This window comes from Pedobacter sp. CFBP9032 (assembly GCF_034045265.1).
Taxonomy (GTDB): Bacteria; Bacteroidota; Bacteroidia; order Sphingobacteriales; family Sphingobacteriaceae; genus Pedobacter.
Genome location: NZ_JAXCWE010000004.1, coordinates 23,743 through 45,267 on the forward strand (window position 1 = coordinate 23,743; position 21,525 = coordinate 45,267).

General features: G+C 40.6%; 16 protein-coding genes. 9 read left to right on the forward strand and 7 right to left on the reverse strand.

Features of this window, described 5'->3' with window-relative positions; all coding sequences use genetic code 11:
* Positions 1-195: 195 nt before the first annotated feature.
* Complete coding sequence (galA, locus tag SOM16_RS08855; RefSeq protein WP_320463643.1) at positions 196-3,039, reverse strand: beta-galactosidase GalA; 2,844 nt, start codon at positions 3,037-3,039, stop codon at positions 196-198.
* A gap of 119 nt (positions 3,040-3,158) precedes the next feature.
* Positions 3,159-6,002 (reverse strand): TIM-barrel domain-containing protein, encoded by a 2,844-nt coding sequence (locus SOM16_RS08860; RefSeq protein ID WP_320463644.1) that lies wholly within the window; start codon positions 6,000-6,002, stop codon positions 3,159-3,161.
* Between the two features lie 181 nt (positions 6,003-6,183).
* Here SOM16_RS08860 and SOM16_RS08865 point away from each other — a divergent pair, with 181 nt between their 5' ends.
* The 8 genes from SOM16_RS08865 (at position 6,184) to SOM16_RS08900 (ending at position 16,432) form a co-directional block, all read left to right on the forward strand.
* Positions 6,184-7,287, forward strand: a complete 1,104-nt coding sequence (locus SOM16_RS08865; protein WP_320463645.1) for an SGNH/GDSL hydrolase family protein — start codon at positions 6,184-6,186, stop codon at positions 7,285-7,287.
* Between the two features lie 73 nt (positions 7,288-7,360).
* Entirely contained in the window at positions 7,361-8,005 is a 645-nt protein-coding gene (locus SOM16_RS08870; RefSeq protein ID WP_320463646.1) for a hypothetical protein, read from the forward strand.
* A gap of 256 nt (positions 8,006-8,261) precedes the next feature.
* Positions 8,262-8,813, forward strand: a complete 552-nt coding sequence (locus SOM16_RS08875) for an RNA polymerase sigma factor (RefSeq protein WP_320463647.1) — start codon at positions 8,262-8,264, stop codon at positions 8,811-8,813.
* A gap of 120 nt (positions 8,814-8,933) precedes the next feature.
* A complete protein-coding gene (locus tag SOM16_RS08880) occupies positions 8,934-9,944 on the forward strand; it encodes a FecR family protein (protein WP_320463648.1) in 1,011 nt (336 codons plus the stop codon).
* A 3-nt stretch (positions 9,945-9,947) separates the two neighbouring features.
* A complete protein-coding gene (locus SOM16_RS08885) occupies positions 9,948-13,223 on the forward strand; it encodes a SusC/RagA family TonB-linked outer membrane protein (protein ID WP_320463649.1) in 3,276 nt (1,091 codons plus the stop codon).
* Positions 13,224-13,233: 10 nt separating this feature from the next.
* Entirely contained in the window at positions 13,234-14,667 is a 1,434-nt protein-coding gene (locus tag SOM16_RS08890) for a RagB/SusD family nutrient uptake outer membrane protein (RefSeq protein ID WP_320463650.1), read from the forward strand.
* Positions 14,668-14,678: 11 nt separating this feature from the next.
* A complete protein-coding gene (locus SOM16_RS08895; protein WP_320463651.1) occupies positions 14,679-15,290 on the forward strand; it encodes a hypothetical protein in 612 nt (203 codons plus the stop codon).
* A 5-nt stretch (positions 15,291-15,295) separates the two neighbouring features.
* Entirely contained in the window at positions 15,296-16,432 is a 1,137-nt protein-coding gene (locus tag SOM16_RS08900; RefSeq protein WP_320463652.1) for a cytochrome-c peroxidase, read from the forward strand.
* Between the two features lie 264 nt (positions 16,433-16,696).
* On the opposite strand, the gene SOM16_RS08905 is transcribed toward SOM16_RS08900, so the two are convergent.
* Positions 16,697-17,314 carry a GIN domain-containing protein gene (locus tag SOM16_RS08905; protein WP_320463653.1) on the reverse strand — a complete coding sequence of 206 codons (618 nt, stop codon included), beginning with the start codon at positions 17,312-17,314 and terminating at the stop codon, positions 16,697-16,699.
* Between SOM16_RS08905 and SOM16_RS08910 the strand changes: the two genes are divergently transcribed.
* Complete coding sequence (locus SOM16_RS08910) at positions 17,313-17,498, forward strand: hypothetical protein (protein WP_320463654.1); 186 nt, start codon at positions 17,313-17,315, stop codon at positions 17,496-17,498. The two genes, SOM16_RS08905 and SOM16_RS08910, sit on opposite strands and share 2 nt — an antisense overlap.
* A 723-nt stretch (positions 17,499-18,221) precedes the next feature.
* On the opposite strand, the gene SOM16_RS08915 is transcribed toward SOM16_RS08910, so the two are convergent.
* From SOM16_RS08915 to SOM16_RS08930, 4 genes are read right to left on the reverse strand one after another with little or no spacing between them, the layout of a single operon-like run.
* Complete coding sequence (locus SOM16_RS08915; RefSeq protein ID WP_320463655.1) at positions 18,222-18,920, reverse strand: OmpA family protein; 699 nt, start codon at positions 18,918-18,920, stop codon at positions 18,222-18,224.
* A 10-nt stretch (positions 18,921-18,930) separates the two neighbouring features.
* Complete coding sequence (locus SOM16_RS08920) at positions 18,931-19,584, reverse strand: TerD family protein (RefSeq protein ID WP_320463656.1); 654 nt, start codon at positions 19,582-19,584, stop codon at positions 18,931-18,933.
* Between the two features lie 5 nt (positions 19,585-19,589).
* Positions 19,590-20,156, reverse strand: coding sequence for a TerD family protein (locus SOM16_RS08925; protein WP_320463657.1), 567 nt, complete (start codon positions 20,154-20,156; stop codon positions 19,590-19,592).
* A gap of 22 nt (positions 20,157-20,178) precedes the next feature.
* Positions 20,179-21,525, reverse strand: coding sequence for a hypothetical protein (locus SOM16_RS08930; RefSeq protein ID WP_320463658.1), 1,347 nt, complete (start codon positions 21,523-21,525; stop codon positions 20,179-20,181).

Genomic DNA, 21,525 nt, shown 5'->3' on the forward strand with positions numbered 1-21,525 from the left:
GAAACATTTGTAATATTATTTTAACTTAACCTAATCTAAAAAAGACTTATGCTTAATTCGAGAATAACTAATCCTATCATTATCAGCATAAAACAACAAAAACCTATGTTGTACTTTTTTGCTGAATTTCACTAAAGTATTGCACTCAAAGCGCTCATTTACCCTCACTTATACCAGGATTAAAAAGGGCTTTTATTATTTAAATTCAAGTTTTAAATTAGTTGATTTCAAACCCTCTCCATTAGCTTTTAAAATTACCTCGCCTTTACCTGGTGTTTTCTGTATGATTACCTGTGCAAAACCGCTGAAAAGTTTTCTTTTCCATCTTGCTGCGGGTGTATATACCTGAATGGCACCTGGATCTGAATTAATCACATCCCAACTGTTCTTTTTTAGTAATGGGGTGGCCAAAATCGTGATGTTATTTTTTCCAGCCTTTAGCATCGATCGATCGAGAACAAAACTATTCCCCTTTTCACTCGCCTGAATCTTCGTGGCTAGGTTTTTACCGTTGATATAAATCGATTGTTCTCTTCCAAGACTTTTGTAGAAAAAAGTAATTTTTGTTTGATCGTTCCAATCCGGAAGATCGAAGTCTCCCTGATAAGCCAATGCTTTTACACGCTTACCAAAATCCTGTGTCCGTTCCTGCGTAAAGGCGGTTTCCCATTTTAGCTGATTTTTATCAATTTCAGAGCGGCTGTCTATACCAGCTATTGCCTTTTCTTCCAGGTGAGTAATTTTGATTACCTCAATCTGTTCAATAAACTGATCTGCCTCTAATGAGGTCGGATTGCCATTTCCTACACCTATAATCTTAGCCGGCCCATTTACCTGAAAATCTATTTCATTCACTGCATTTGGCACCACATTACCTGATGCATCTTTAACCGACACCCTGAGGATGGCAATATTAGGATGCGCTACAGGTATTTTTTCTTGCGCTACGAAAACCTGTGCGGGAGCATTGGTTGTTTTGACCAGATCACTTTTAATTTTCTTTCCATTTTTAAATCCGATAGCTTCCAGAACTCCGGGCTTATAATCAACTGTCCAGGTTAAGTGGCCATTTTTTTCCATGCGCTTTTTACCCAGACTTTGTTTATTCAGCAACAATTCCACTTCATCGCAATTGCTATACACCCAAACCTCTTTAGACTTATTTTCTTCGCCTTGCCAGTTCCAGTGTGGCAAAATATGTACGGTTGGCTGATCTGTCCACCATGATTTCAAATACCAGGCACTATCCTTCGGAAAGCCACATAAATCCAGCATTCCGAAATAAGAAAGTACCGATGGCCACCCGAAAGGCGTAGGTTCGCCCCGATAATCAAAGCCTGTCCAGATAAACATTCCGGCAAGATATGGGCGGGCGGCATAATGCTTCCATCCATCTTCCAGACTTAAAAAATTATCATTTTGTTTAATATCATAAGCTGCTAATTCGTTTTTGGATCTGTTATCTACATATAAACCACGACTTGCAACGGTGGAGCCTTCTTCAGTACCCCAACTTAATTGCGAAGGGAATTTTTGATGTTGTTCATCTGTGTTTTTAGTAGCCACATAATTATAGCCTAAAAGATCGATCACCGTAGAAATGCCATTGCCAATGCCTCCGCTAATTGCTGCTGTTACAGCCCGGCTGCTATCAATAGTTTTTACGTAAGCCTGCATCGTAGTGGCAATTCTGGCACCAGTAATGTTACCTTCAATGTTCCATTCTTCATTACCGATAGACCAGCTGATGATGCTGGGATGGTTACGGTCACGAATGATAAGCCTTTTCATATCGTTTAAATGTTGCTCGTTTATGCCCATTAAGCGGTTTTCATCGATCACGAGCATACCTAAACGATCGCAGGCTTCTAGCAGTTCTACCGTTGGTGGATTGTGCGAACAACGGTAGGCATTGCTTCCCAATTCCTTTAACTTACTGATCCTGAAATATTGCAATTCATCGGGCAGCGCCACGCCAATTCCGGCATGATCCTGATGGTTGTTGGTGCCTTTAATTTGAACGCGTTTTCCATTCAGAAAGAAACCTTTATTCGCATCAAAATGAATGGTTCTGACGCCAAACGGTGTTTTGTAAGCATCTACAATTTGTCCGTTGCTAATTATTTTGGTGTATAACTGGTATAGATACGGTTTTTCTAAATCCCAAAGTTTTGGATTGTTGAGGGGAATATTGGTGGCAAATTCCTTCTCTTCCAAGGCTTGCAAACTGAGGTGATCCATTGTCCCGGAAGCAACAACCTTACCGCCGTCATCTACAATTTCTTGTGTAATGTTAAATTCCCTATTGCTAAGCGCATCGTTTTTTATAGTGACAGCTGCAGCGATTACAGCCCTCCCGCCTTCCACTTTGCTTTTTACAAAAGTTCCGTTAGGCACCACATGGAGTGGATTATTTTTATTGAGCCAAACGTGACGGTAAATCCCGGCACCTTCATAAAACCAGCCTTCTTCCATGGTTACGTCCACCCTGACTGCAATTACGTTTTCACCGCCATAATTCAGGTAATCGGTAATGTCGTATTCAAAACCTAAGTAGCCACTGGGTTCGTTGCCAAGGTAATTGCCGTTCACCCAAACAATCGAATTCCGGAAAACACCATCAAAAGCAAGGCTGATTTTTCTACCTAAATCTCCCTTCGGGATAAAAACAGATTTGCGATACCAACCCACGCTGGCATCTGGAAAATTCCGCCCAATGGCTTTAAAACCATGACTGAAACTGGCGCTTTCGTTAAAAGGTTGTTCCACGGCCCAGTCGTGAGGGAGGTTAAGCTTCCGCCAGGTGCGATCATCAAAGCCTGGCGCTGCTGCACCATCGCCGTAACCCGTTTTAGCCAGGTAAGAAAAATAACTTGTGCCGTTTTGAAAATCCTTTCCGGTGTCGAACGGATGACCCAGCGCAAAACGCCAGCCTGTATCAATCAATAAATGTTCACGCCCCTTTTCTACCCCGGCTTGTGCAAGGGCAAATTTTGAGAAGCAAATGATGATAAGTGAAAGCCGGAAAAGTATTTTCATGATTGGAATGGTGTAATGGAATGGGTGTAATGTTTAAAAAATCCTTTGTGGAGCCTGCGCCGAAGTAAAGCTACCACACAATAGCAATAACATTCAGGTACCCATTAGGCATTGCCTGCTTAAAATTTAACAGTGATTTGCTTACCAGAATATTGAAGTGATTTATCTGGTGTCTGATTAAAATCTAATGGCTTTGCTTTCTTAGGCGTAATCAGGATGATGCGGAAAGTTCTATTTTTCAGCATGCCTTGGAAACTGCCTTTTCGATCTGCAATCGTCAGTGTTTTATCGCTTTCACTATATTTTAAGTCAATGGTTGTAAATGCACCTTTTTCATAGCCATAACTTGTGCCATCATCTTCATAAAGGGTAAATGCCGCATCCTGACCAGTATAAACGTAAAGGGTAATGGGATCAGCAGGTTTCTCTGCGGTATATTGAATTTCCGGACCGTAAGGAATAATGGACCCTGCTTTTACATAAACAGGCATTTGGCTATAGGGTGCCTTTGCAATAATGGTTTGTTCACCTTTAACATAAGTACCTGTGTACAAATCGTACCAGCCGTTTTGCCCGGGTAAATAAACTTTTCTACTGGTTGCACCATATTGATAAACGGGATTGATCATTAATGAAGGGCCAAAAAGATATTGATCTCCAATGTTGTTCACCCTTGGATCTGATGCATAATCCATCATCAAGCCCCGCATTATGGTATGGTCCTTTTGATAGGCGTTTCCTGCCAGTGAATAAATATAGGGCATTAAGCGGTAGCGCAATTTGTTATAGAATAACATACTTTTATAAGCGGCATGTTCTGGCGGTGCGATGTTATATATTTCCCGGAAAGGGAACTGACCATGTGATCTGAACAAGGGCACAAAAGCACCAAACTGATACCACCTGGTATTCAGTTCACGCCATTCTACAAGATTGGCAGCATTTGGTTTTTCGTAGCGGCGTTCTACAGAAAAACCACCAATATCCATCGTCCAATAAGGCAAACCAGATAAAGAAAAGTTAATACCCGCCGCAATTTGCGATTTCATATCTTCCCATCTCGAGGCAATGTCGCCACTCCAGGTTGCTGCTGCATAACGTTGCAAACCGCCATAAGCCGACCGTGTTAAAATAAATACGCGGTCGTTGGGGTTGGCTCCCCGCTGCCCTTCATAAACCCCTTTAGAATTTTGTAAAGGGAAGGCATTAAAATATTTAGTTGCCGAGCCTAAAAAATTAGGGTTCATAATTTCCTTGCGTTCCTCTACAGGTAAATTAGAATGAATATCTGGTTCTGTGGCATCCATCCACCAGGCATCTACACCTTTGGTATAAAGCGATTTGTTCATCAAACTCCAGAATAAGCTTCTGGCTTTCGGGTTAAAAGCATCATAAAACGTAGAAGGGAAACCAAGCCAGTCTTTTCTACCATCGGCTATGTTGCGTTTATACAAAAAGCCATTTTTATTCATCAGGTCATAGTTGGCATTGCCGCTATAAAACTTTGGCCAAACAGATACCATCAGGCGGGTGTGGTAGGTATCGTGCAGGGCCTTAATCATCGCATCTGCATCCGGGAAACGAGATTTGTCAAACTCATGCGTTCCCCAGCTATCTGGTCTCCAGTATTGCCAGTCGAGCACAATATTATCCAATGGGATTTTACGCGCCCGATACTCCTTCACCACATCTAAAAGTTCTTCCTGTGTTTTATACCTTTCCCGGCTTTGCCAGAAACCCATTGCCCATTTTGGCATTAAAACAGCCTTGCCTGTGAGCTTTCTGTAGCCACTGATCACTTCATCAGCGTTAGCGCCAGAAACAAAATAGTAGTTGATTTCATCTCCTGCTTCAGAAGAAAAGGCATATTGATCTGTTGCTGCTTTGGATACCGGAACCAGGCATTTAACTGCCAGGTAGGATTCGCCACCATCCGGAATCCACTCGATTTTAAAATCATACTTTTTATCTTTCTGCATTTCGGCACCCACAACGGCCGAGCCCGGATTCCAAGCCTGCCGCCACTTATCTACCAATAGTTCTCCGTTAATCCATATCTTGATGTAGCCTGCATATTTCACGCTAAACTGGTGCAGACCAGCGGAACCTGAAGAGATTTTACCTTCCCACTTTACTATTCCATCAGCCAGTTCGAAGCTGTCTGGAAATTTTTTCATATCACTTAAAAAGGAATAACTGATCTCTGACTCGGCTCTTTGAATTAATTTTTTATCGTTTTTCTGATCGGTGTATGTTGCCGTTAACCAACCCTGATCACCGTCTTTAGAAAATAGCTTAAGGCTGGAAAGTGGTTGATAATCCCTCACATCACCCACTTTCGTGATGGAATAATTATCCCACAAAATGCCATAATTTTTGTTGCTGAGTAAAAAAGGAATGGCAACATCAGTATTGTATTGCTGCAGCATTACCTGTTTCCCTTTGTAATTCATCATGTCATCCTGATGCTGACCTAAGCCATAAAGTGCTTCATCAGAAGGAGAATTGAAGGTTTGTGTGATCTGATAACTGGCTTCTCCATTATTGGAAACAGCACTAAACGACCTCAATGTTTCCTTTTTTTCTTCCAGAATATTTTGACCATCCAGGTGCTGATATTGAATCTGGCCAGTTTTAACATCTACCTTAACCAGCAGCAGCCTGGTTTTAAGCTGAACCTGATCTTGATTTTCGGTTACCGCCCAATCAGCACTGGCTTTAACCGGAAGCACCATTAAACTTGGTTCGGTTGAAAATTCATCTTTTGGAGAAATTACGGTATGGATAATCTGATCCGTAATCACGTCTATTTTAATCTGTTTTCCAACGTTTGCAGCATTCAATTCCGGACGAACAATGATGCCCTGATTTGTTTTTTGATAGTGTGGATTCTGCGAAAAACTGAAAAATGGAAGTGACCATAAAATCGCCACTGTAGTAAGTAAGGAGGTGTGTTTTCTCATAGATTTTAGCTTAGCTGGCCACTGGTAGAATGGAAAGCAAGAACATTTGGTTTCAATAAACTAAAGTAAAGGTCTTCGGTACAATAGTTTCATACTTTTTAAGCATTAGTTGATAGTTTTTTATCGTTAGGCGGTTTCGTTTTTTAAATTATATATCTTGTGAATCGAAACCTGCTAACCAATGAAAATTAAAATTCTTTCCCTACTTGTCCTGTCCTTTTTTGTATTTAATGCTACCTGGGCAATTAACCTGAATAAGGGTACCGATACGCTCCATGCTGCAGCACTTAAACCTTTTGGCAGAACAATAATCAATGCAGCAAAAAAGCTGGAACTGATCAGTTCTGCAGCACACTTTGGATTTAAGTTTAGCGGAGATAGTTGCGTCATCTTTGCCGATGTGCCGGATGCCTGGGCACATAATTATTTACAATATGAAATAGACGGCGTGTACCAAAATCGGATTCGGATAGATGGAAAAAAACCTGGGCCTGTAATTATCAAAGCAGCAGGAAACGGTGAACATACCATCTGGATATACAAGGCAACGGAAGCACATACTGGTGCTATTGTAATTGGCGATATTGTGGCGAAAAAAGCGAAGGCAATTTCGGTAGCTAAAGCACCACTGATCGAATTTATTGGCAACAGCATTACCTGCGGCGCTGCTGCTGATGATAGCGAATATCCTTGCGGAACGGGCGATTATCATGATCAACACAACGCCTACATGGCTTACGGACCAAGAGTAGCCAGAAAGTTAGGAGCGAATTACTTAATGAGCAGTGTAAGCGGTATCGGAATTTACAGGGTTTGGAATGCGGATGGCCCGTCAATGCCCGATGTATATGAAAACCTGGATTTCCATGTCGACAGCAAGCAAAAGTGGAATTTTAACACCTATAGCCCAAAGATTGTAAGCATTGCTTTAGGCACTAATGATTTTAGTACGGGCGATGGTAAATCGGTTAGAAGTCCTTTTGATAATGAGGTGTTTGTTACCCGTTACGTAAAATTTATTCAGCTAATCAAATCTAAATATCCCAAGGCTCAGATTGCAGTATTAAGTAGCCCGATGGTGAAGGGCGCACAACAAGAGGTGTTTGAGAAATTACTTATGGAGATTAAAAACCATGTTGATGCCTTGTATCCAAAAGATAAGGAAGTGAAAACATTTTTTTTTAAACCGATGGATCCTCATGGTTGTACCAGCCACCCGAGTGTGGCCGATCATGAAATTCTGGCAAATGAACTTTATCCTTTTTATCAAGCCATGTTAAAATAGGGTAATGAAGGATTGGTTTATGCTGAGGCAAACAATAGGTCAACAACTTAGTTATATCCTAAACATTTAAAAAATGCCAACCCTCTCAATCCTTCTTATCTTTATCGTATTTGCAGTTTGTATTGCCATTTACGGGTTCATGCTGATTAAAAACAAATATCGCAGCCAGAGCAGTGTGGCAGAGGAAAATATAGAGTTGGTTTATGTTGAAGAGCGGCGGGTGAAGATGTTCGCCTTTGGTTTTGGCCTGATTGGTTCTTTGTTACTGATGCTGGCAGGCTTAGGAATGCCTGTGGTAGAAGGATTTGCAATTATTCCACTGCTCTTGTTTGTTTTTGCTGGAGTTTACTTTTTCTACCTGGCAATCACTTTTTATAGAAAGAGATCTTCTGTCATACAACTTAAATTAACCCCAACAGGCGTTTATAATAAGCCTATCAAATGGTATTCTCATTCTAAGGGAGGGGGCTTAAACGCCCTGTCGGTTTACTTTGCTGATGACTGGTGCTTTACGGCTTATAAAGAGCTATCATACGTCTCATTACAAGAGTCAACCTGGATCGGAGATTCAATTTATCTGGCACCTTTAAGTGGTAAGCGCATTAAATTGTTATTGATTATAGATGATAAAGCACTGATTAAAGAAATTTATCTAAAAATACATGAGCAGATTAAAAAGTTAAGTCCGGAGAATTTTGAAACACATGCGCTTAGGTAAAAGCTTTTAGAATTTGTCATCAGCCGTGAAATATCGGTTTGAGAGATTAATGAGCACTTTGAAAACTGAGCTTAAATCTGTCCAAATTGTCAGTTATAAATCCTTAAAAAATCAGGGCAAGCAGCAACGCATGTAATTATCTAATCAATTCTTGTATCTTAGCCGCTCGGTAACATCCTGCTAGCAAAACATCATATATTATCTATTTTAAAATGAGTTCATCTTAATCATTTAGGATGAGACAATGTTTTAGCACATGCAAGCTGATCTTTGGCAAAGTATTCGAAATGGCAGTACCACAGCAATGAAAACCCTTTATCAGGATTGCTATCAGGAACTTTATGCCCATGCCTTTCGGATCCTTCCTGATAAGGAAAAGGTGAAAGATATTATTCATGAACTTTTTTGTGAGCTATGGGATAACCGGAAAACGCTGAGTGAGGTTGTTCAGGTAAAAGCTTATCTTAAAACATCCATTCGCAATCTGGTACTGAAACAAATTAAGTGCGATCAGCAGGTTGAAAAAATAGAAAATCAGCCAGAAATTTCTTTGTTAACAGAATACGCTTACGAGCAACTGCTCATCGAATCTCAATATTTCGAGGAACAAAAGCTGCAGATCTGGAGCGCCATTAATAAGCTTACACCCATGCAAAGAGATATTATTTCCATGAAATTTTATCAGGGCTTGAGTTATGAGGCTATCGCTGCGCAACTGCACTTAAAACCCAGGACCATATACAACCATGTACACATGGCGTTAAGCAGCTTACGCATCGGCCTGAAGCGCCCATCGAGCGAAGCTTAAGCCTTGATTTACAGGATTCTTTAAATTTATTTAAAATATTTTGCATTTTTTCTGGTAAAAAAGGCGGCTTTCCATCTCTTGTCTAAAGTAAACCGAACAAACATCTATTTATAAACCGATATGGATTATCATTCTTATCGAGCAGCAGATTTTGCTGCCGATGAATCCTTCAATGCTTATTACCTGGAAAGTGACGGAGCCGCTGTAAAGTTCTGGGAAGAATGGATTAGTCATCATCCTGAAAAGCTGGACGAAATCTATAATGCAGAACAATTATTAGCCGCTTTATATCTAAGGTTGCCTGATGAAGAATTGCATCTTGAATTTGAACGTTTTAATCAATTTCTCGAATCCAACTCTGCTCCAGAACTGCCTGTAAAACCCAAGCGCGGCAAGCTTGCCTTAAGATTCTGGCTTGCCTCTATGGCTGTTCTGCTAGTCGTTGTTTTTGGTGGCGTATTTTTTCTCATTAGGACAGGTTCTAACCAGCCGCAAACCTACATCACCAGAAAAACCAGTAGTGGCAAGATGTTGATTGTTTCTTTAAGTGATGGGACTAAAATAACCTTGAATGCCAATAGCTTATTGAAATACCCTAAAAAATTCCAGGGGAATAAGCGATTGGTTTCTTTGGTTGGAGAGGCATTTTTTGAGGTTTCCAAAGATAGTACGCGGCAGTTTGTTGTTGCCGCCGGAGCTACCAAAACCACTGTTTATGGAACCAAGTTTAACATCAATGCTTACCCGGAGCGTAAAAATACCATAATCGCACTAATGGAAGGAAGTGTAGCTGTTAACACCGGACAAAATTCCAGGGAAGTACATTTACTACCGAACCAAAAAGCTGTTATCAATAAAGGCAACCATCTCTTAAGCGTACAAAGCATTCACGCCGATGACGAGATTGCGTGGAAAACAGGAAGCCTGATCTTTAAAAATGCTGGTTTTGAGGAGATTGCACTAAGAATCAAAAATACTTACGGGATAACACTGATCGACAACAGTGATTCAGGTCCTTGGGATTACACCGGAACATTTAACAACACCGATTACCTCAGCATTGTTAAAAACCTATGTTTCGCCAGAAATTTAAAATTCAGTCAAGACAAACAAACTATAATTCTTAAATAAAAGATGAAGAAAGCTTTCCCCTGTTATTTATTTATGCTCCTTTTGCTGGTGATGGCCAGTTATGTTGATGGCTTCGGCCAGACGAAAAACCCGGATAAAATTAAAGTTACTTTAAACAGAAAATCGGTTCTTCTACCAGCTGTTTTAGCAGATATTGAAAGTCAGACAGGCTTTAAATTCAATTACGATGCTGGTGCAGTTCTGACCGATGAAAAGTTGTCTTCAACTGGAAGCTCGACACTTACCGAGCTTTTAAAAAGCCTTTCTGATCAGTTAGGTATTGATTTTCAGGTGAATGGGAACGCCATCTCCATCCGTAAAGGCATCAGAAAACCACGTGCTCCTAAGAGATCAATCTCCGGAAGGGTTACAGAACGCGAAACTGGAAGCCCGATTCCGGGGGTAAACGTATTTATCAAAGGAACCCGGCAAGGTGCAGTAACCAATAACAAAGGCGAGTTCATTTATCAACTCAATGAAGCAACCTTAGGTGAAACGGTGTTGGTGTTTAATTACATCGGCATGAAATCTCAGGAAGTTAAGGTTGGCAAACAAGTTTTCTTTAATGTGGTGATGGAAAGTGATGCTTTTGGGATGGATGAGATTGTAGTAACCGGTTCTTACACACGTGATAAGCGACGGGAAGATGTGGTGGGGAGTATTGCGCAGGTAAGTGCCGAGCGCCTGCAAACCGACCGCCCGATAGAAAGTTTTGATAAAATGATGGAGGGCCTGGTAGCGGGTGTAAATGTAGAAACGACCACAGAATTGAATACACCTGTGAAAATCTATATCCGAGGATTGGGTTCATTACCCAACATTAATGGTTCCAGAACAACCTCAAGCCAGCCGCTTTATGTTGTAGATGGTATCCCTGTTTATGAGCAGCAACGTGGAAATGAAAATTCGAGTTTCAATAATGAAAGCTATTTAAATCCCCTGTCAAGTATCAATCCTGATGATATCAAATCCATTTCGGTATTAAAGGATGCGACAGCATCTGCACTTTATGGTGCCAATGCAGCCAACGGAGTAATCATCATCACCACCAAAGGCGGTAAAGATGGTAGAACCTCGGTGAACTTTAGTTACGATACCGGGGTTGCGCAATTTATTAATAAATACAAATGGCTCAGCGGCCCGCAGTATTTCAGCTTGCTGCGTGAGGCTTATATTAATGGAAATGTATCTGCCACACTTGCCACACAACAGGCCGGAAGCCCCACAACCAATACAGACTGGCTGGATCTTACTTCTAGAAATGCTATTTACCATAACGCCGCAATTGATGTTTCCGGTGGTTCTAAAAATACCACCTTTCGTTTTTCATCAGGTTACAGAAGTCAACAATCGAGTTCCTTAAACAATGATCTGACCAAAATCTATACGCGGCTGAAGGTTGATCATCAGGTTAGCGAACGCTTTAATATCGGTTTTAACCTGAGTCCCACTTTTACTAAAAGCAACACCCTTTCTAGTTTTGGCGCTGTTATACTTCCTCCAAATCTGGCACCATTTACCGATGGCACCTATACAGATTTTCTGGGCGTGCCAAATCCACTTGCTGTTAATGATCAGAATGAAAGCCGTAACCAGGGGATGGATTTTATTGGCAATATCAATGCACGCTATAAAATCAACAATGAAATTGCCGTTTCCGGAACGTTTGGCGCCAATGCTTACCAAAATAAACAAACGCAATACCTCTCTGGCCTTAATGCTACCGGAAATAATGTAAGGGGGAGTTTAAGAATTTTCGATCGCAACTACGTGGGTTACACCGGGTTTTTACAGGCCACTTATGATAAGACCTTTAAAAGCAATACGATTAACTTTTTAATCGGTACCCAGGTGGAAGATACGGAAACCAATTTACTAAGGGGCTCTGGTACAGGCTTCACATTTGACCGGGTGCGTGCATTGAATGGGGCCGCGACACAATCATCGGGTTCATCAAAATCAGAAAACGCCACCGTTTCCTATTATTCGCAGCTGGGTTATGACCTGGATAAAAAATACTATGTTAATGTAAATGCCAGAATTGATAAATCATCCATTTTTGGTGGAGATAAACAGGTGGCCTTAAACGGATCAGTTGGCCTGGCGTGGTTGATTTCCAAAGAAAACTTCTTAAGAGACAACCGGGTACTAAACATGCTTAAGCTCCGCACCACTTACGGTTCTACGGGTAATTCAAGAATTGGCAACTATTCTGCTAAAGGCTTGTATGATTTTGGAACAGGATCTGGAAATACTTATGCGGGCAACTTTGCTTCTAACCCCGATGGTAGTGCAGCTCCAAATCCAGATCTGGGCTGGGAAAAAAATTATAAGCTTAATTTTGGGGTTGATGTGGAGCTTTTCAATAAAATCCAAATCACCGCTGAGTATTACAACAATACCATCAACGATATGATCTCCTCGGTAATTGTACCTTTAGAAACCGGATTCAGCACCATCTCTGCCAATACCAGTAAGACACGCAACCAGGGTTTTGAGTTAAGTATTGGTGCAGCTGTAATCCAAAAACAGCATTTCAATTGGCGAACTTCTTTCAACCTGGGCACCAATAAGAATAAACTCATCTCCTTTAATAATGGTTTTGCTTCCAATTATGGCTTTCGGGATGATGCCAATGGCTTAAAGGAAGGCAATAGTATGAGTGCCATTTATGGTTTCAGATGGGCAGGCGTAAATCCGGAAACCGGTTTTGAGCAGTTTTATGATGCGAGCGGACAAATCAGATCTGCAACAGAAATTAATGCGATTCCGCTTACAGAAACTAGCGTTTTGGGCGATCGACTTCCAGACTTTCAAGGTGGCTTTTTCAATAATTTCGAATACAAAAACATCAGCTTCTCTTTTAATATCCTTTACAGCTATGGTGCAGACCAATTGTTTAACTATGCCGATGAGGCCGATGGTAGAAATCTGGCCAACCGAAACCAAAGTGTAAACCTGGTAGACAGGTGGCAGAAGCCAGGCGATGTTACGGATATCCCCCGCCTATTAACCAACAGGGTAATCGTGAGTAATTCATCCAGGTATGTTTATGATGTAAGCTACCTTAAACTTTCCAACGTATCATTGGCTTACAAATTCTCCGGTCAACTCGTAAAAAGACTTCACCTCAATAACTTATCCGTGTTCGCCAACGGCAATAATCTTTTTTATGTATATAAAGATGCCGGAACAAAAGGTAGAAACGGCGTGGCCGAACGGCGGTTTGTATATCCGGAAACTATGGGCTTAACGGCAGGAATCAAAATTGGTCTTTAATCAGCAAAACATGAATAAAAATATAATCCTTTTACTCCTTGCCGTAGCCTTAACACTGAATGCCTGCGAGAAAATATTAGATAAACAGCCTACAGATAAATTATCCATTTCTGATTTGTTTAAAGATGTACCTGGTGCTAAAACTGCTTTGGCAGGCGCTTATAGTGATCTGCTCACCGAGGCTCATTACATGAGAAATACAATGGTTTATACAGACCTACTTGCGGGAAACATTAAGTACAGCAAAACTACCAATAACCGCCTGGAAGAGGTGTACAATGTGATACAAACGCCAATCCTTTCGCCAATGAACGAGACTTATTCGAGCTTGTACGAAGAGCTAAATAATGTAAACAACATCATTTTTTACACCCCATCTGCTGAGGGCTCAACGCTTGAAAAAGTGAAAATCCTGGCAGAAGCAAAGTGCCTGCGTGCCCTGATCCATTTTGATTTGGTTCGGATCTTTGCTCGCCCGTTTAACTACACTGCTAATGCTTCTTACCCCGGAATTGCCGTGATTTTAAAACCCCAGCTTTTTGGAGATCCACCTCCGGTACGGGCATCGGTTGCAGAAACCTATCAGGTAATTATTAACGATTTACTGGAAGCGATCAGCAGTTTTGATGATACCAATAAAGGAGTTTTGAATGGAACGGTGAAGCAGAACTTCTTCACAAAATCATCCGCAAAAGCGCTATTGGCTAAAGTATATTTGAATGCAAACAAATGGGATGATGCTTACAGCACAGCAGATGAAATCATCAAAAGCAATCAGTACAGCTTGTTAACCAATGCAACTTATGTGGCAAGCTGGACAGGCAGAATTCCTTCGAGTGAATCTATTTTCGAAATTGCTATTGAAAACAATTTTAACAGCACTGGCCTGGGTGGCTATTTTGAGTTAAGCAATACTACTTATCGCCAATATGCCGCCGCAGCAGACCTTACCGGTTTATACAGTGCAAGCGACATCAGAAGAGGAGCTACCATGTTTAATCCCATTACCATTAATTCGGTTGCTTACCTGTTTTCTAAAAAATATGCAGCTGGTGCTTCCGGGCAAACGCCAATTAAGGTGTTAAGGCTTTCAGAATTATACCTGATTCGCGCTGAAGCCGCAGCAGAAAAAGCTTCACCTGATTTTACACAGGCCAATGCAGATTTAAATGCCATTAGAAGACGGGGCGATGCCAGTGCTGCAAATTTAAACCTCACCACTAAAGACGCCTTAATTGACGCCATATTGCTGGAGCGAAGAAAGGAACTCGCCTTTGAAGGAAACTTACTTTATGATCTGGCCCGCAGGAAGAAAAACATCGTTCGTATAGATTGCATTTCCCAAAATTGCAATATCAACGCCGATGATTACCGCTTGGTGATGCCCATTCCATCCAATACCATTATCGCCAACAGAAGCATGGTTCAAAATCAAGGATACTAACTCAATTCAAAATGAAAAAAATATTTATACTGATCATAGCCATTACCGTTCTTCTGAGTTGTAAGAAAGACCAGCCAGCCGATAAAACAGATCTTTATCCGGATCAACCTGTAACTACGCCCTCTTCATCTGCTATAACGGTGTTTCAATCAAACGTGGCCTTTTACCAGCTATTTGTTTATCGTTTTGATCCGGTTACCAATGCCTGGACAGCCAGAATTGGTAGTCATTTTTCCAGCATTTCTGTTTCTGACCCTACCTTTATCGGCTTTAATAATGTAAATGTAAGCGATACCGGCGTAGCCATGTTTGATATGGTGAGGCTTTATGCTACACAAACCGGAAGTACCAATATCAAAACTGTTAAGGTTAATGCCGATCAGGTTTTGCAGTTTTTTCCGGATTTCGATGGTGCAAAAACCGGTATTGTGAAAGTGAAAACACAGGATATAACCCTGACCAGGCAAGATGCCAGCACATTTAAAATTGGCATCAGCGGGGGCGGAACTTATAGTGAAGTAACCAAGGTAATTGATTTAAATATTATTTTCAATGAGGCGGCCATTGGCGGAACCAGCAGAACGTTTGCCTATAAACTAAGCCCAACAGCTTTAACCCTTTAATTCAAATGAAAAGATTAATCATCACACTTGGCGTTATCCTTTCATTTATTATCAGCACTGCTTTTTTGCAGGATATGCCTTTAACTATCGATCAACTGCGTACGCTTTATAGCGGAGATCAGGCAAAATGGCCGGCTGCAACTTTAGATGAAGAAGCTCGACCTGGATTCAAAGATATTGGTTTTTTAGGCAAGCCTGATTACCCGAAAAACAATCCTTATCGTGCTGAGAAAGCAAAACTGGGGAAGATTTTATTTTTTGATCCGCGGTTGTCTGTTTCCCGGCAAATTGCCTGCGCTTCCTGTCATGATCCGGAGCTGGGCTGGGGCGATGGACGGCGAGTTGCTTATGGCCACGATCGTCAGAATGGAAAACGCAATGCCATGACCATTTTTAACACCGCTTTCTACAATAAGCTGTTTTGGGACGGCCGTGCATTGAGCCTGGAGCATCAATCTGGTTTTCCGGTGCAGGATCATGTTGAAATGAATGAGGACATCACCGTAATGGTTAAAAATATCAGTGCGATTGCGGGATACAAACCCTTATTTGCACAGGCTTTTGGTAATGAAGAAATCAGTCTTGAAAAGATTCAACAAGCCATCGCCACTTTTGAGCGGGGAATTATCAGTACGAATAGCCGGTTTGACCTATTTGTGAAAGGAAATAAAGCGATTTTAAAAGACGATGAGGTGCTAGGCCTTCATCTTTTTCGTACCAAGGCCAGGTGCATCAATTGCCACAACACACCTCTTTTTAGTGATAATAAATTCCATAACGACGGGCAAGCCTTACTGGGTTCTCGGTTTGAAGATCTGGGGCTTTATAACGTAACGAAGCAACTGAAAGATGTAGGTGCTTTTAGAACACCCTCGCTGCGTGAAACAAGTATTACAGGCCCCTGGATGCACCATGGAAATTTTCCTTCCCTTCGCGATGTGATCGAATTTTACAACCTGGGGAATCCCGTAGCGCAACAACGCGCACTGGCAGATAAAATACCAGATTCTTTAAAAACGCCGAAGTCTGCCATGTTGAAAAAACTAAACCTTAGCATTGATGAGCAGCGGGCGCTCGAAGCTTTTCTCCGGGCTATTAGCACACAGGTAAATAAAATCATGCCTCCCGTGCTTCCGAAATAAGCTCGGGTTTATTCGTTTTGCTTTATTGCATTTTCAAAAAGGCTTTGAAAAAGAAAACGGGAATCATCCTAAGACGACTCCCGTTTAATCTAAATTAACGCTCTCCATATAAAGACGGCATTTTTAAGTGATTATTGTATTGTGCTTAAAATAATTTCAACATAAATCTTTTTTGGTTCGAATTTGGCGTTTGAACCAAATGGATAAAAAAGAAAAAGCTGCCTTCTGGGCAGCTGTAGCTATTTAAAAGCGTAACTTAATTTCTTATTTTGATAAAGTCATTGCCGTTTTTTCTCCATCCATAATGGTTTCTGAGGCATACGATACTGATTTTAAACTTACAAAATCACCTAGTTTTACATTTTTTGCGTTGCTGGCTATCATTGTACTTTCTGCTGCAGTGCCATTTAATTTCAATACGGCATCTTCCTTAACAATGGTATATAAACTTGCTGCTGTAGTTTTGATTTTTGCAGTGGCACTTTGGTTTAAGAATAATTGAAGGTTTTTAACATCGAAGTTGTTATTGGTTACAATTATCGATTGACCGTATGCTTCTATTCTTTGTAAATCTTTGATGGTAATGTTCAACGTCACCAGACCAGTTTCCATGGAGTTAATGTAAAGGGTTTGACCGTTGCTTCTTACCGATGTTTTTGTTGCATCGTAATTTTCAGCACCAATTACACTTTCTTTTTCACCTTGTGTAAGTACAATTTTTACGTTGCCACTTACCCAGATCCGGTTAATGTTTTTTAAAGATGAAGTTGCTGATGTTACAGGTACTGGTACCGAATCAGAAGCTAAAGCTGTCATCACTGATGAAGTGAATAATACTGCTGTTAATGCTGTTGCGAATAATGTTTTTGCTATCGTTTTCATGACTGTATGTTTTAGAATTTCTTATTGTTTTTATACTGATGAGACGCCAGTAACCGGAAAACGTTGCAGCGAAATTGCTGGTATTATACCAGCATCAGTTACATTCAGACCAACGCCTGTAATTTCTCGACGAACGGGGATTGTCAAAATGAAAGATTATAAACGCTGGGATGCTGAATGGTAATTTCTCTCCAAAGTTTAGTGCTTTGAAAGTGATAACCATTCTTTTAGTTGCTATAAGTTTTATCTGAATCTTTCTCTTCAAACTACCAGGTAACAAAACTTATTTAACATGCCTTAAAATGCAACTATCCTGCACTAGAACTGGGATAGGACTCCAATAGGCAGCGAACTAAAACACCTTGATATGGGGCGAAAAAACTGAGCCATTAAATGCAAAAATGCAGCCGTAGCCTGACCGTTTAGAATGAAAGTATAACCCGGCGATGTGCGCAACTTTTTTTTAACTACAAGTAATGCGATGAAGAAAACTTTTCTTAGAAGCCGTTTAGAAATAATAATTTATCAACTTACGAAAGTTCAAAAGTCTGTTTACTTAAGAATTTTGATAGGTTTCATGATATTACCATAAACCTTCGAAATATCTCCCCGAATAAAGGCCAACAAAACTTTGTAAGTTGATTTTCATTTATGAAAAATGAGCCTTTCTTTTGCACTTAAATTTTTCTGATTACCGTTTTTAACACCGACAGAATAAATACCAGAAAAAACGCTGTAATGGTTGGGGCAAAAACCCCCAACCATCCAACGCTTCCTATGGTAACTTTTATAAAAAAAAGAATGATCGTAAATAAAATGCCAAGCATGATCAGCACATCGCTTATGTTCCTTTTTTTATTATTAACGGGTTTCTTTCTTCGCTTTGCCACAATAAATTCTCAGTTTTTTACTCAATAGTAATTTCCACTCTTCTATTTTTTCTTCTTCCAGCATCACTTTCGTTTGATGCGATAGGATTTTCAATGCCTTTGCCTAATGCTTCGATTCTGTTTTCATCAACATTTTGCGCCACTAAATATTGCTTAAATGCATCTGCCCTGTTTTGCGCAATTTGCTCATTTGCAGCTAGCGGTCCATCGCTGCTGGCGTAGCCATTAACGGTAATTGAAACTTTTGGGTTTGCTGCCAGATATTTAATAAGTTTTTTAATTATTAAAGTATTTCTGCCTGCAAAAGCACTAGACCCTTGTGCAAATGTAGCGGCCACTTTATTATTGAACAGCGGCTGTAACGAACTTTTCTTTTCCGGCTTTATCGCTTCCGGCTCAGTGATATTTAAATCTTTCGGATTTATTTCCGGCCCAGCTGTATCTGCATTGCCATCAGCAACAATGCCTTTATCTGAAGGCTTTCCATTCGCAGAAGAATCAAGCGCAGTGTTGTTTCCTGCTGCCATAGTTTCAGACAACTTTGCTTGTGAAGGAGAAAGGTAATACCAAAGGCCCCCGCCGATCAGAAACAACAGAAGCAAACCAATAATCCAGTTTTTGCTTTTTGGAGTTTCTATAACCGTTTCTCCTTTAGAAAGGTTGAATGGAGTTCTGGCTTTTTCTGCCGGCTCGTTTTTATTTAAATTAAATGCCATAATTTTTAGTTTAAGTGTACATATCTACTAAAGTCTGCAAGCTTCCGGTATGTGCACGGCCCATGGCTTCAAACTCCCAACTGTCTCCGGAACGGAATAGGCGACCAAATTCTACCGCATCTTCATTGGTGTATTGGTCTTTAAGATTATACCTGAGGATTTCTGATCCGGTACGTTCATCTACAATCCGGATGTAACAATCGTTTACGCTACCGAAATTAAGATTAAGTGTTCGTCGGTCTTTTTTATTGTCGTTAGGATATTTACAAATGGTGCAGCAAACGATGATTTGCTCTATTTTATGGCTCACTTTTGATAAGTCGATAAACATGTCTTCATCATCATCTCCATTGCTTCTTGTTCCATCGGGATCATCTATTGCGCCGGTAATGGCACCGTCTTCAGTGAAGGGTCTGAATAATCCTTTTTCAATTTTGTCTTCAATTTTATTACCCATTCTAATCTGACCATAAAAGGTGAAGTAAGAGTCAGATGGAATTTTGAAGTCACTTCCGATGGAAAATGCGGAAACATCTAAGTCAAATTCTGGTCCGCCGGGTTCATCATTGGGGTCCCAGCCCATTCCGATTTTTACAACAGATAATCCAGGCGCCGCCTTGGAAAGGGAGAATCTATCTCCTTTATTTAGGTTAAAACTGCTCATATTTTTTATTGATATAATTCTACTAAAGTGTTCAATCCACCAGAAAATGCCTGGCCAAGTGCCTCTACATTCCATTCGCCACCATTTCTGGAAATGGAAGCAAAAACCACTGAATCTTCGTTTGTAAATTCGTCTTGCAACTTAAACTGGCAGAGAATAACATTATCGGCTGCATTTCTAATGTTGATATAGGAATTTTGAACATGTCCAAAATGATGGCCTCTTTCCTCACTCTTATCAATGGTTACCGAAAAGTATAAAAATGCTACCCGGGCATCGATAGCTAGTAAGTCAAGTTTAATTACCTCGTCATCTCCATCTCCTTCGCCACCTCTGCTATCTCCTGCATAAACCGAAGAGCCATCAGGACTTGAAGCATTGTTGTAAAAGATGAAGTGTTCATCCGACACGAGTTTCCCGTTTTCACCCAACATAAACAGCGAGATATCGAGGTCAACTGAATGGCCATTAACATTAGCTGGATCCCAGCCTAATCCGGCCGTAATATTTCTTAACCCTGATTGCACTTTATTTAGTGATACCGGTTTTCTTTTTTCTAGTTGTATTGCCATTATGTTTAAATAGTTAAGCCGTTTATCCTTTTTTTGGAGGTAAGGGCGGTAGTTTTACGGGATTAGTTTTGGTATCCGGGGTATTTTTTATTTCCGGAGGTTTTGGTATTCCAACAGGAATTTTTGGTGTCGTAACCTCTTTTTTTGGAGGCAGTGGCGGAGGTAATTTAGGTGGTGGAAGTATTGGTTTCGAAATCGGTTTTGCCGGAGATACTGGGGATGTAACAGCTACAGCAGGACGAGTTAATGGCAACACTACTGGCATTATTGGTGCCTGCGGTTTTGATTGAATGACATAATTAGCTGCAGCGATTTCAACGAAAAGCGCTTTCATGGCATCACTAATATCAGTCGGCTTTACTGCAATCACATACTGATATTTCTTCAGAAGTTTGTTTAGAAAATAAGCGGTACTTACTTCTGCTGTTCCCAGTAAGAGCATTACTTCTTCCACTTTGAGGCTATTCACTTCCAACAAATCATCTATTGCGGCATAAATCAGCTGATCACTTGAGTAAAAATGAAGGCGGTCGTTCAGTTCCTTCTCCTTCACCATAAACCAGTAAGATTTGCCATCGGTTAACTCCGCTTCTCCTTTAATAATTGGCCCGATCTGTTGAAGCAAATTTGCACAATAGGGTAAAAGTGCCGCAACCTCTGTATCCTGCTCAAAAGATAAATAGGAGTTTTGAAGCGTGATGTATTCCACAATCATTTGCGCAAGAATTTTTACCCTGGGGTCTGCGCCTTGCCCCTGCAATTTTACCAAACCTATGGCTGCTGCACTTTTATCTCTATGCAAGCTTAAATACAGAACATTATCTATTCCACTTAATAAAAGAATGCTTTTGTTAGGTAGCAGAACCTGTTTTTGACTCAGCACCTCAAAAAGAGATTCACTATATTGCATCCGGTTCAGGTTGAAATAACCCGCTTCCTGAAACAGGTTTTCTACCAGCGATTTTTCATTATCTTCAATATCCTGATCAAATAAAAACCGCAACGGAAAGTGCTGCCGATAAGACTCTATTGAATCGGTTTTATATAGAATGGTATTTAGGAAATGGGATAAATATTGCTCTACCCCATAATAAAGCAGCTGTTTTACAGGTTTTTTATTGCCATAAATGGTAAAGTGCTTAGCCGGGTCTTTTATAATTTCGAAATAATGGCCAAAAGTATTGGGATCATGCCTGTTAAAAAGATCCCGGGCTGCAGCTCCAAAAAGAAAATCGTTTCCATTTACGTAGAAATATAAAGGAATCTCGTTCGATTCCTTTATCATCAAAGGCGCAAAGGCATCGCTTCCAGATTGATACCAAAAGGAAACCGTACGCTTAGAAATTTTCGCCAGCACACAAAACTTCAT